This window comes from Bacillus testis, from assembly GCF_001243895.1.
Classification (GTDB): domain Bacteria; phylum Bacillota; class Bacilli; order Bacillales; family DSM-1321; genus Bacillus_AD; species Bacillus_AD testis.
This window is the reverse complement of record NZ_LN851186.1, coordinates 1,114,944-1,127,217: the sequence shown is the minus strand read 5'-3', so window position 1 is coordinate 1,127,217 and position 12,274 is coordinate 1,114,944. Positions and strand designations below refer to the sequence as shown.

Genomic DNA, 12,274 nt, shown 5'->3' with positions numbered 1-12,274 from the left:
CTGGCGGTTTTTTCATAAAATATTCAGATTTATCTTTGCAAAATTTCTTATGCGAGGAAATTAATTCCCAATGGAAGCCTAAATCCTAAAGCAAGCACCGCTAAAAATGCAATGATAAAGATAACGGTCATTGCAGTGATGCCCTTGCCTTTGCCCAAACGCACCAATATCATCTCAATCAGACCGATTACGATGATTCCGAGAATCATTTTCCCATATATCTCACCTGTCAGCGTTCCTTCTTTAGAAATCAACAATCCTCCGGAAAGAATGATCAATATGTATAACACGCGAACGATCATATGTGTAATCTTAAACCCTTTATTGTTCCCTTTTTTTAGCAGGACAATTGCGACAATCATCAAGATAATAGCCAATGCCCAAGTTGTTATATGAAAATCCGTTCCCATAGTAATCCCCCCTTTTCACAAGTTAATCACATCATAACATAGATAAATTTCCCATACTATCAATACACTACCATATTTTTCGAAAATCCGGCAAACTCTCTGCTGTTCCGCCGGTCTTCCAATTTGCTTCATGTATTCTATTCCAAGTGGCGCTAAAACCCCCACTGCTCAAAACTCCACTTTATTGGCCAACGTTCCCAATCCCTCAACCGTTATTTCAATCTCATCGCCGGAGTTTAGGAATCTTGGAGGTTTGAATCCCTTGCCTACCCCCGCCGGAGTGCCTGTGGCAATGATATCGCCAGGCTCCAACGTCATTCCCTTGGACAGAGTTTCAATCATTTCAGGAATGGAAAATATAAATTGTCCGGTATTGCCGTTTTGTCTCAATTCACCATTTACCTTCGTCTGAACCTGAAGCTTCAAAGGATGTTGGATACTTGATTTATGGACAATATACGGTCCCATCGGGCAGCTGCCATCCAGGCTTTTACCGATGAAGAATTGCTTATGTCGTGCCTGCAGATCACGGGCTGTCACATCATTTATAATTGTGTAACCAAAAATATAGTCTTCTGCCGCTTCCCTCTTTACCCCTTTCGCTGTTTTGCCAATTACAACAGCCACTTCTCCCTCGTAATCCAGCTGCTCTGTCACACTAGCATGATTAGGAATTGCTTCCCCAGTGCCTATAACGGTTGTAGGCGCTTTGGTGAAGAGCATAATATGTTCAGGAATATCCGCCTCGCTGCCCATCTCAATCGCATGGTCTTTATAATTTTTACCTACGCAAAAAATATTTTTCCGCGGCCGGGGAATCGGCGCTTCAAAAACAACTTCTTCTTTATCCAAAAATAAATGCGGTTTGCCTTCCGCATAAGACTGCAACTCTTTTATTCTCTCTATTTCTGCTTTTCCTCCGTCAATGATCGCCAGCATCGAAGATGGAAAAGCGTGGTCTTCTCCATACTTTTCTTTGTTGGCACGAGCTAAATGCAATAGTTTTTCTGTTCGGTCTTCACAGATGACAAATGAAACGCCGTCTTTTTTTACAGTTGCTAATTTCATCCGTACTTCCTCCCTTTGTCTGATTTACATGAATAATAGATAATCCGAAAAGCTCTTTTAATAGGTTTGCCTTTACTAATATAATAGCCTGACTATTGAAAAAAACAATTCCCTTCACTTTCTAAGTAAAGGCTTTTTACCGTAGGTTCCCCAACGCCACACATATTCAACAGGCCCCATCCTATATTTTGACGTCCAGTATTTGCTTACCGCCGCTTGCAGGCCGTAAAAGGCGATTACTATCCCTACACCCTCCGTATAAGAAATCTTGCCGTATAAACCGAGCCCATACGAGTAAAATAAAAAACTCGCAAAAACAGATTGCAGAAGATAATTGCTGATAGATAGCCGCCCTGTGTAGGAAAACGGATGCAATACTCTTTTAGCTTGATCATTTTGCAGCAACAAAACGATCAAAGCAAGATAGAACAAGCCCACCAAAGGCCCTCCTATAAAATCTTGGATCATATAAGCTGTATAAGATTTCTTCCACACATAAGGCAGGCATTTGAGGCTAAATCCCCCGATCAATCCAACTACCAGCAAGCGGGCAAACAACTTCTTATTCGTATGGGCTTCCGCAAGCCAGCGTTTCTTGGCGAAGCCTGCGCCGATCAGCATCAAAGGCAGTATATTCAGAATCAATATCCAATAACTGCCGACATTGTTGCTTAGACTCCAGTCATGTACCCGTTGACGGAAAATCTCCTTAAAGGTTCCGCTACTGTAATGGGCTTGTGCCTGCAGTGCTTCTGTTTGATGATCCATAAGGTTGAATAAATCCGGTTGAATCCAAATTTCAGAAAGCGCAGTCAGGCCAATAAACACTCCCCAGAAGGCTATATACATGATACACCCTGTTCGCAACAGTGTCCGGGCACTTCGGCCATAGAATAAGAGAAGGAAAAATCCGCAAATGCTGTACGTAATCAGTATATCGCCATACCAAACCAAGAAAGCATGAATCAAACCGATGATCAATAAAAGTAGCATTCTCCTCAAAAAAACAAGATGAAAAAGCTGTCCCTTCTTCATACTACGTTCGGCAATAAGCACTGCCCCATAACCAAACAGAAAGGAAAATAGCGGATAAAAACTGGCTTGGGCAAAAATATCTACGGCTGTATTGACTATCCGGTCATTGGCTGATTGCCAGAAATGCTGCGGATCTATATATAGAATAGGGGTGAAGAAATAAGGGATATTGACAAAGAATATCCCTAAAATGGCAAATCCCCTCAGTATATCCAAGGCGATGATCCGATTTCCACCGTTTGAACCAAAACTGGAATCCATGTGATACCCCGTTATCTTTTTTCTTTTTTTAAAGTGAAACATTAATCGGTGAGGGTTTTCTTTCGTCCCCTTGAACCAATCGAATTCTAACTGGCGCTTGATTTCCACTTACTTTCTTTTTCCTCACTCCCTTGTTGCAGATGTATAAGCCGCTCATTGCCAAAAACAATCTGCTGCCCGATTCAGTTAACGAAGCGGCCGGATTTCCCTTTTTCGCTCCAGTAACCGTTCCTTAGCTGGACTTTTTGTATTTTTCCGGAAGCGGTCTTAGGGAGTTCATCAACGAATGTTACACCGGTTATAGCCTTGAAATGGGCAAGTGATTCCCTCGAAAAGGAAATCAGTTCTTCAGCAGTCACCGTCAATCCTGGACGCACGACTACATAAGCATGCGGTGTCTCTCCCCATTTTTCATGGGGAGCGGCAATGACGGCTGCTTCCAGTACTGCCGGGTGATTATACAGATTCCCTTCCACCTCAATGGATGAAATATTCTCCCCTCCCGAAATAATAACATCCTTCTTGCGATCAACAATATCCACATTGCCATACTGATCGACAGTAGCCATATCTCCTGTGTGCAGCCATCCATTCCGGATAGCGGCCATGGTGGCTTCTTCATTTTTCCAATAGCCTTTCATCACTCCATGGCTCCTGGTCAAAACTTCGCCAATTTCAAGTCCGTCACGCGCCACTTCTCGGCCTTCCTCATTTACGACCATTACTTTGCTACCGCACATCGGGCGCCCGGCTTTCGCCTTCATTCGGTATTTTTCCTCCGCCGGCAAATGCTGCAATTCAGCTGGAATGATGGACGCCAGGCTTAAAGGAGCAGACTCAGTCATCCCGTATACTTGGATGAACTCCCATCCCAATTCACTTTCTGCTTTGGCAATGAATGCAGCCGGAGGAGCCGAACCAGCAATCACAAGCCGAAGAGGATGGTGGGACGCCGGCTGTTCACGTTCAGCATACTGAAGGATGGAATTCAGGACAGTAGGCGCCATATGGATGACCGTCACATCATGTTTATGGATAAGTTGGAAAATGGCTTCAGGTGTAGGTTTCTTGAGGAATATTTGTGTTGATCCATTTAAGGTGTAGTAAAAAGGAGCGCCCCATCCGTTCACATGAAACATCGGCAAAACATGCAAATAAGTGTCTGCGTCGGATACCCGCAAATGATGCATGGTCGAAAAAGCATGCAAATAATTATTGCGGTGCGTCAACATGACACCTTTAGGGTCTCCGGTCGTCCCACTCGTGTAAAGCAGGGAGCAAACATCATCTTCCGAAAGCTCTTCCCTTCTGAAGGCTTCACGGGACTGGGCGGCGAGCCATTGCTCGTAATCCATTTCCGGGCAGGATTCTTCCTTATAATGCACGATAATATGCTCCACACTCTGCAGTTGGTCTTTAATCGGCTCGATAAGCGGATATAAATCTTGGTCGACCAATAGTATTTTCGATTCACTGTGATTAAGGATAAACAGATAATCTTCCGGCTTTAGCCGGGTATTGAGCGGAACCATGATTGCCCCCAGCTGGAAAACGCCGTAAAATCCCTCAAGCATTTCTACTGTATTCGGCGCGAGATAGGCGATCCTGTCCCCTTTTTTGGCGCCAAGCCCGCGCAATCCATGAGAAAGCGCATTTACCCGTTCGTTTAATTGGGCATATGTAAATACACGGTCATCACAGTAAATAGCCTTTTTATCTCCAAACAGAGTTACTGCCCGATCTAAAAAATCCGTTAACACTAATGGTACATTCATAGATTCCCCACCTTATATAAAATAAATTCTGAATATTTTATATTTTAACATACTGATTCAATCTGCTACAGACTCTTTTTACAAAGTGAAACGTTGATTGGCACTCGGTTCATCCCCAAACTATCAGTAGTTGGACAATCGGATTCTTACTGGCGCTTGGTCTCCCACTTACACTTCTTCGTTTTCACTCCCATATTGAGCACCATTCAGAAGAAGAATAAAAAGAGGGATAGCCATAAAAAAAGCCTGCCATAACCTTGGTCTAGGTTCCAGCAGACTCTTAAAAACCACTTACCGGCACATACTGTGGTTGTCCTTCTTCACTAATCCTGCCATACATCACCAATACAAGAAGTAAACGTTGTTGTAGGCTTAGGTATAGAGATCATAACTGTTATCCCTAACAACCACCATCTCCTTGTGTACCATTAGAAAACGTATATCCTTTCAGAACTGTAGTCATAAGGCGAATTATTTTATCAGCAAATCCTTAGTCGCTGCTGAAATGAAAAACGGTTTCTGCCTTATAAGAATTCCCCTCAGTCAAGACAATCGATTGAAAATGCGGATGGTGCACGGCGTCTGGATACCCTTGGGTTTCCAGGCATATAGCCATATGCTTATGCCCCTTTTGACCGTTAACCACTGTCTCGTCGGTTAAAGAGTTGGCTGTATAGACAACGACTGCCGGCTGATCCGTTTCGACTCTCATTTTCCGTCCACTGGCAGGTTCATACAAAACAATCTCTTTATTAAAATGACTGTTTAGTATAAATGGATGATCGTAGCCTCCAGCTATACAGAGCTGAGGATTGTCCTCTTTTATTCCATCCTGTATGCGGCGCTTTTCCCGGAAATCGAAAGGAGTACCTTCCACGTCCAACAAACGGCCCGTAGGCAATAGTTCATGATCCAGTTCAAGAAATTGATCGCTGTCAATCTTTAAAAAATGTGTTCCTACATCTGATTTGGCATCACCGCTTAAATTAAAATAGGAATGATTGGTCAGATTTAGGATGGTCGTTTGATCAGAGACACCCTCGTATATGATTCTAAATTGGTTTTGCTCATTAAGCGCATAGATCACCTTTACATCGACCTTTCCCGGGTAGCCTTCTTCACCATCAGGGCTGATACGTGAAAAAACAATTCTTTCTTCGCCATCTGTTTCCTCTGTCTCAGCATCCCACACCCTGGTGATAAAACCGGTCGGCCCTCCATGCAGATGATGGTGATTATCATTTTGGGCCAATTCGTAATCGATTCCTTCCAACTTGAAATTTCCGTTTTTAATCCTGCCTGCAACCCTTCCTGCCACACCGCCTAAATAAGGCGTATTTCTTTCCACGTAGTCCTCGATATCATCAAAGCCAAGCACAATATTTTCTGCAACACCATTGCGGTCAGGTATAAGCATTCTGGTAATAATGCAGCCATAATTGATGCATGATACTTGGATACCATTCCTATTGGCCAATGTATATTGATAAATATTTTCTTGATTCACTTTTCCATACAACACTTTTGTTATAGACATGTTTTCTCCTTTCTTTTTTATGGGGGAATCTCTGGCAAAGAAGAGGAGATCCGCTTTTTTTAATAGATGAACCCCGTTTATCGTTTACGGAAGCTTTGAAGCGCTGCATTCAACTCTTTTGTTTGTTGATAGACTTGCTTATATATAGGGAATAACTGTTTGTATTTCTCCACATTTTCCGGGATCGGTTGATATTGCGTTCCAGATGAGCAAAATACCTCAGCGCACTCTTCCAACGATTCAAACCACTTGCACCCATATGCGGCAATCATCGCAGCTCCCACAGCAGGCCCTTGTTCGCTCGATAACTTCACGATTGTCGCATTAAAAATATCGGCTTGTATCTGCAGCCAAGCTTTATTTTTTGCCCCGCCCCCGATTGAAACGACCGTGTCGATCTTCTTGCCGTTTTCCCGAAAGATCTCTATAGATTCATTGAGTGAAAAGGTGATTCCTTCAATAACGGAACGGATAAAATCAATCCGTTTATGCGAACTGTCCATGCCTATAAAACTGGCACGAATCACAGAATCCGCATGAGGTGTTCTTTCTCCCGCCAAATAAGGCGTGAAAAGAAGGCCATTGGCTCCTACCGGAACATTTTCCACACCGGCAAGCAACGAATCAAAGTCTTCATCACCAGCGAATGTATTCTTAAACCACTGCAAACTATGCCCTGCAGACAGTGTAACACCCATGGTATAATAAGCATTCTGCTGGGCATGGTTGAAGTAATGGACCTTTCCTTCAAAGTCAAGGCTGTTGCTGTCTTCATAAGAAAGAACAACTCCCGATGTGCCTATGCTGCAAAGTGTTTTTCCTTCTTGGAGGATATTGGAGCCTAAAGCGCCGCAAGCATTGTCCGCTCCTCCGGCAAACACCTTGACTCCTTCGCTCAGCCCCGTTGCCTCTGCAAATTCTTTCGTGATTGCCCCTGCACATTCATGCGATTCAATCAAAGGCGGACACAGCGAGATATCGATGCCAACAGCATCACAAATCTCTTGGCTCCATTCTTTTTTGCGGATATCCAACAGCAATGTTCCGGCTGCATCTGAATATTCACTGTATATATGCCCGGTCATTCTAAAACTGACATAATCTTTAGGAAGCAGGAAAGTCGCCGCTTTCTGGAAGATGTCAGGTTCATATTGCTTGACCCATAGCAATTTGGGTAATGTAAACCCTTCAAGGGCAGGATTCTTCGTGATTTCCAGCAATTTGTCTTTGCCGACTAATTCATATATTTGTTTGCATTGTTCAGTTGTCCGGGTATCATTCCATAAAATGGCATTCCTTAATACTTGGCGTTCTTCATCCAATAAGACAAGTCCGTGCATTTGTCCCGAAAAACTAATCCCTTCTATGGAAGCGGATTCAGAAATGCCACTCACCAATTCTTTGATCGCCATAGTAGTCTGGGTAAACCAATCTTCTGGATTCTGCTCGCTATAACCGGACTTTTCCTGAATAAGCGGATAAGGCTTTGTGATTTCTTGGCATAGTTCCCCAAGCTGATTCATCAAGACAACTTTTACAGCACTTGTACCTATATCTACTCCGATGACATGCTTCAATATTTACCCACCCTTTCAACAGTAGAGAAAATGTGCTGGTTCCATTAAATGAATCCAGCACATTCCCATAAAGTGTAACTTTAATCAATCAATAATCAACCAGCATCCTTCTTTACTTGCTGCCGTTCACATCTAATAAATACTGATTCACAATAGCTTTTAATTGCTCTTGTCTGCCAGATTCATTTTTAATATCGTCTAATCCAAGGGCGTATGTTTCCAATTTGCGCAAATCGGTTTTGCCTTCAACGATTTCAAGGCCAATTCCTTCTTTATATGAACTGTAGCGTTGATCGATGAAATCCTCAAGAACCTTATCGTCAAGCAATTTTTGCGCCACTTTAGCGCCTACGGCAAAACTATCCATTCCAGCGATGTGGGCATAGAACAAATCTTCCGGTTCAAAAGATCCACGGCGAACTTTCGCGTCAAAGTTAAGCCCACCAGCTCCAAGCCCTCCATTTTTAAGGATTTCATACATAGCCAATGTAGTGGAATATAAATCGGTCGGGAACTCATCTGTATCCCATCCTAGCAATGGATCTCCCTGGTTCGCATCGACGGAACCAAGCATTCCATTGATTCGGGCTACGCATAATTCATGTTCAAATGTGTGGCCTGCAAGCGTTGCGTGGTTTGCTTCAATATTGAATTTAAAATGGTCTGCCAAATCGTATTTTTGCAGGAATGCCAGGCCTGTCGCTACATCAAAATCATATTGGTGTTTTGTAGGCTCCTTAGGTTTAGGCTCTATTAAGAATTGGGCATTGAAATGTATCTCTTTTGCATAATCAATAGCCATATGGAAGAGGCGTGCCAGATTATCTTGTTCCAATTTCATATCCGTATTTAATAATGTTTCATAGCCTTCTCGGCCACCCCAGAATACGTAATTTTCTGCGCCCAGTTCTTTGCCGACTTCCAATCCCTTTTTCACTTTTGCTGCCGCATAAGCGAAAACATCCGCATTCGGAGCAGTGGCAGCGCCGTGCAACCAGCGAGGGTTTGAGAACATATTGGCTGTATTCCAAAGTAGCTTTGTTTTACTTGTCTTCAAGTAATCTTTTATCATGGAAACGATTACATCTAAGTTTTTATTAGTTTCAGCTAGGCTGCTTCCTTCAGGGGCAACATCCACATCATGAAAACAAAAGTAAGGTACATTCATTTTTTCAAAAAACTCAAAAGATGCTTCAACACGGGCTTTTGCAAGATCCATTCCTGAAAAATGATTATATGGGCGAACCATCGTTCCTTGGCCGAATGGATCTGTTCCCTCAGCGGTAAAAGTATGCCAGTAGGAAACCGCAAAACGCAACAACTCTTCCATTGTTTGTCCGTTAATTACTTCTTCTGGATTATAATATTTAAATGCAAGCGGATTTTGAGAATGTGATCCTTCATATTTGATTTGGTCGATATTTTTGAAATAGCTCATAATGTCCTCCTATTGTAGAAATCGTTTTCAAATCTTTCTAAATTAGATTCTAGCACTTCTTACTTAGTTTGTATAATGAATTAACTAAGTTTTTTTATTAACTAGTTTCGTATATAAAAAGCGAAAAGTAACGCATGCAATGTTACGCAATATCCTTCTTCCACACAGATTCCATTTCCTCCAGGCTTTTTCCTTTCGTTTCAGGAACCATTTTCCATACAAAAATAGCAGAGAGCACGCTCATTACTCCATAAAATACATAGGTTAATCCACTGCTGTATTCCATCATTGCAGGATAAGTAGAAGAAATGAAATAGTTGGCCGCCCATTGGGCAGCTACTGCAATTGCTACAGCTTGGCCCCGTATTTTATTTGGGAAAATTTCCGAAATTAACACCCAGCAAATTGGTCCCCAAGACATCATAAAGGAAGCCGTAAATATGATCATGAATAATAGTGTGCCAATACCAATCGAATTGACAAAAGCCATGCTGCCTATTCCGAACATCCCAATGGCCATACCGATTGAGCCGACGATCAATAGTGGTTTTCTACCCCATTTATCAACTGTCATAATGGCCACAACAGTAAAGACTACATTCACAATACCCATGACAATTGTCTGCAAGAAGGATGCATCCTTTGCGGCACCCATACTTTCAAAGATACGGGGAGCGTAATAAAGAACCACATTGATTCCAACAAATTGCTGAAACACCGATAATAATATGCCAACAACTATAACAACTTTGCCATACGAAAATAATTTGCCGGTAGAAACGGTTAACGTTTGCTTAATTTCCTTCAATATCTTGTTGGCTTCGGCAGAACCATTGATTTTCCCTAAGATGGATAAAGCCTTGCCGTCTTGATTTTTTTGCACAAGATAACGGGGTGTTTCTGGTACAAAGAGCAATAATAATCCAAATAAAAGAGCCGGAATCGCTCCTGAAGCAAACATATATCTCCAGCCTATATCATTGATCCACTCCACCGATTGCCCATGGGCGATCGAGTAGTTAACAAAGTAAACCACAAGCATCCCCAGAATAATCGCAAATTGGTTAAAGGAAACCAGTTTACCACGTATATCAGACGGCGCAATTTCGCCAATATAAATCGGCACGATGGCTGAAGCGAGTCCGACACCGATTCCCCCAATAATCCGATAAAAGTTGAACATAAGTAATAAAGCAATCGTCGGATGCCCTTTTTCAAAAAATAAAAACTCTGGATATGCTGAACCCAAAGCTGAGACAATAAAAAGGGCCGCCGCAATGATTAGAGATTGCTTTCGCCCAAGCTTTGTGGCGAATATTCCTGAAATGATCCCTCCGATAATGCATCCGATTAAAGCACTGGATGTTGTCATCCCATGAATAAAGGAGCTTAAATCTAAAGGTTTTATAAAATATGCTTCCAACGATTTTTCGGCCCCAGAAATGACAGCCGTATCGTATCCAAAGAGTAATCCTCCTAATGTGGCTACTAAAGTAATGGTCATGAGATAGAATACATTTCTCTTAGCATTCATAATAGTGAAGTCAGCTTTCGCAGTATATATGAATAAACGAAAACCTGCTTCTCTCCCCTCCCCTATTTTATTGATCCTTACTCCATGAATCTCATGTGGTTCTGGCCGTTATGCTGATCCATTTCCCATCCCCTTAAAAAGCAATGATATGCGCCTTTCTATGAAAACGTTTCCAAAAAGGCTTGTTTTTATTTTATAAAAAGATACTTAGTTTGTCCAGTGAATATACAAAGTTTCTCTAATCCTTTTTAATATGGTATAAATAAGGAGGAAGAAAGATCTCTGAATAACGAAGAAAGGGATGAAGCTTAAAAGGATGAAATGGAATCAACAAAAAATAAAGATAAAAAACAAACAAAAAATTCTTCATACAGTCATTAACCAAGCCCCTATATCAAGAGCTGATCTTGCCACGCAGCTAGGATTGACAAAAGGGACGGTTTCAACATTAGTCGGCGAATTGATTGAAGAAAAGATTTGTTTGGAATCCGGCCCGGGAGAATCAAGCGGTGGACGAAGACCTGTCATTCTCCTTTTCAACGAAAAAGCCGGTTATTCTGTCGGCATTGATTTAGGCGTTAATTACATATTGGGCATTCTGACTGACTTAAAGGGCCAGATCATCCAAGAACAGAAAGAAGAAATGGATACCCGCAATGAAGACGAATGTGTAGAAGCAATCATCAACATGATTCACTCCCTCATCAGCTCAGCCCCTCAAAGCCCCTACGGCATCGTCGGGATTGGCATCGGCATTCCAGGTATTCTCAACAAAGAAGAAACCATCATTCTTGCGCCAAACCTAGGTTGGGAAAATAGCAATATAAAAGATCGCATCCAAGAAGCATTCCAAGTACCAGTCCTTCTGGAAAATGAAGCAAATGCAGGCGCATATGGCGAAAAGAAATACGGAGCAGGAAAAAATTATACCAATGTCGTTTATGTCAGTGCCGGTGTTGGCATTGGCGGGGGCATTATTTTCGACAATGAGCTATATCGCGGCAGCCGAGGGTTTTCAGGCGAGATCGGCCACATGACGATCGAACTGAACGGGAAACCCTGCCGCTGCGGGAATAATGGCTGCTGGGAGCTGTATGCCTCAGAAAAAGCCTTATTAAACCAGGCTCAAGCAATATTAGGCGCAAATGAGAAAGTAAATCTTGACTATTTAGTGAAAATCGCCGAAGAAAACGAGCAAATAAAACATGTATTCACCACCTTAGGTAAATATCTTGGTATCGGTATACTTAATATCATCAATACATTCAATCCGGAAGAAGTTATTATCGGCAATCAATTGGCTAGCGCAAAAAAATGGTTGATCGGCCCTATCAATGACTACATAGAAACGCATAATATAAAGTTTGATGAAGGCCATATAAAAATAACATTCGCAGAACTTGGCTTCCACTCCGCCGCACGCGGTGTTTCAGCCCAGACAATCGACCATTTCTTAAAATCCCGGGAGCAGATAGCTTTAGTCTGATCAACAAGAATCAAACCACCTATTATGAAAGTCTCCAGCAATCAGCAGCATTCACCGTTGCTGATTGCAATCAAAACCTCTCTTCATTGCACCCAGGCATGCAAATGATCCCTCATCGTCCTAAATTCGGCAATCACAAAGCCCAAGTCCCCG

9 protein-coding genes are annotated in these 12,274 nt (G+C 42.3%); 1 reads left to right on the top strand and 8 read right to left on the bottom strand.

Annotation, left to right across the window (positions count from 1 at the left end; translation table 11 throughout):
- Nucleotides 1-47: 47 nt before the first annotated feature.
- From BN1765_RS06140 to xylE, 8 genes are all read right to left on the bottom strand, one after another.
- Nucleotides 48-410 carry a DUF1516 family protein gene (locus tag BN1765_RS06140; RefSeq protein WP_050614280.1) on the bottom strand — a complete coding sequence of 121 codons (363 nt, stop codon included), beginning with the start codon at nucleotides 408-410 and terminating at the stop codon, nucleotides 48-50.
- Between the two features lie 168 nt (nucleotides 411-578).
- Nucleotides 579-1,478 (bottom strand): fumarylacetoacetate hydrolase family protein, encoded by a 900-nt coding sequence (locus tag BN1765_RS06135; protein ID WP_050614279.1) that lies wholly within the window; start codon nucleotides 1,476-1,478, stop codon nucleotides 579-581.
- A gap of 114 nt (nucleotides 1,479-1,592) precedes the next feature.
- Complete coding sequence (locus tag BN1765_RS06130) at nucleotides 1,593-2,774, bottom strand: DUF418 domain-containing protein (RefSeq protein ID WP_050616689.1); 1,182 nt, start codon at nucleotides 2,772-2,774, stop codon at nucleotides 1,593-1,595.
- 182 nt (nucleotides 2,775-2,956) lie between these two features.
- Nucleotides 2,957-4,549: a long-chain-fatty-acid--CoA ligase gene (locus tag BN1765_RS06125; protein WP_050614278.1), complete on the bottom strand. Its 1,593-nt coding sequence runs from the start codon at nucleotides 4,547-4,549 to the stop codon at nucleotides 2,957-2,959.
- 490 nt (nucleotides 4,550-5,039) lie between these two features.
- A complete protein-coding gene (locus BN1765_RS06120; RefSeq protein ID WP_050614277.1) occupies nucleotides 5,040-6,086 on the bottom strand; it encodes an aldose epimerase family protein in 1,047 nt (348 codons plus the stop codon).
- A 77-nt stretch (nucleotides 6,087-6,163) separates the two neighbouring features.
- Nucleotides 6,164-7,663 (bottom strand): xylulokinase, encoded by a 1,500-nt coding sequence (gene xylB / locus BN1765_RS06115; protein WP_050614276.1) that lies wholly within the window; start codon nucleotides 7,661-7,663, stop codon nucleotides 6,164-6,166.
- A gap of 112 nt (nucleotides 7,664-7,775) precedes the next feature.
- Nucleotides 7,776-9,101: a xylose isomerase gene (xylA, locus tag BN1765_RS06110; RefSeq protein WP_050614275.1), complete on the bottom strand. Its 1,326-nt coding sequence runs from the start codon at nucleotides 9,099-9,101 to the stop codon at nucleotides 7,776-7,778.
- Nucleotides 9,102-9,243: 142 nt separating this feature from the next.
- Complete coding sequence (xylE, locus tag BN1765_RS06105; RefSeq protein WP_050614274.1) at nucleotides 9,244-10,635, bottom strand: D-xylose transporter XylE; 1,392 nt, start codon at nucleotides 10,633-10,635, stop codon at nucleotides 9,244-9,246.
- A 316-nt stretch (nucleotides 10,636-10,951) separates the two neighbouring features.
- Here xylE and BN1765_RS06100 point away from each other — a divergent pair, with 316 nt between their 5' ends.
- The gene (locus tag BN1765_RS06100) at nucleotides 10,952-12,121 is read left to right on the top strand and encodes an ROK family transcriptional regulator (protein ID WP_050616688.1); all 1,170 of its coding nucleotides are present in this window, start codon (nucleotides 10,952-10,954) and stop codon (nucleotides 12,119-12,121) included.
- The last annotated feature ends 153 nt before the right edge of the window (nucleotides 12,122-12,274 follow it).

Bases quoted from the DNA above. Each gene is read 5' to 3' on its own strand.
- BN1765_RS06120 (WP_050614277.1), bottom strand. From the start codon at position 6,086: ATGTCTATAACAAAAGTGTTGTATGGAAAAGTGAATCAAGAAAATATT.
- BN1765_RS06130 (WP_050616689.1), bottom strand. From the start codon at position 2,774: ATGGATTCCAGTTTTGGTTCAAACGGTGGAAATCGGATCATCGCCTTG.
- BN1765_RS06100 (WP_050616688.1), top strand. From the start codon at position 10,952: ATGAAATGGAATCAACAAAAAATAAAGATAAAAAACAAACAAAAAATT.
- xylE (WP_050614274.1), bottom strand. From the start codon at position 10,635: ATGAATGCTAAGAGAAATGTATTCTATCTCATGACCATTACTTTAGTA.
- xylA (WP_050614275.1), bottom strand. From the start codon at position 9,101: ATGAGCTATTTCAAAAATATCGACCAAATCAAATATGAAGGATCACAT.
- BN1765_RS06125 (WP_050614278.1), bottom strand. From the start codon at position 4,549: ATGAATGTACCATTAGTGTTAACGGATTTTTTAGATCGGGCAGTAACT.
- BN1765_RS06135 (WP_050614279.1), bottom strand. From the start codon at position 1,478: ATGAAATTAGCAACTGTAAAAAAAGACGGCGTTTCATTTGTCATCTGT.
- BN1765_RS06140 (WP_050614280.1), bottom strand. From the start codon at position 410: ATGGGAACGGATTTTCATATAACAACTTGGGCATTGGCTATTATCTTG.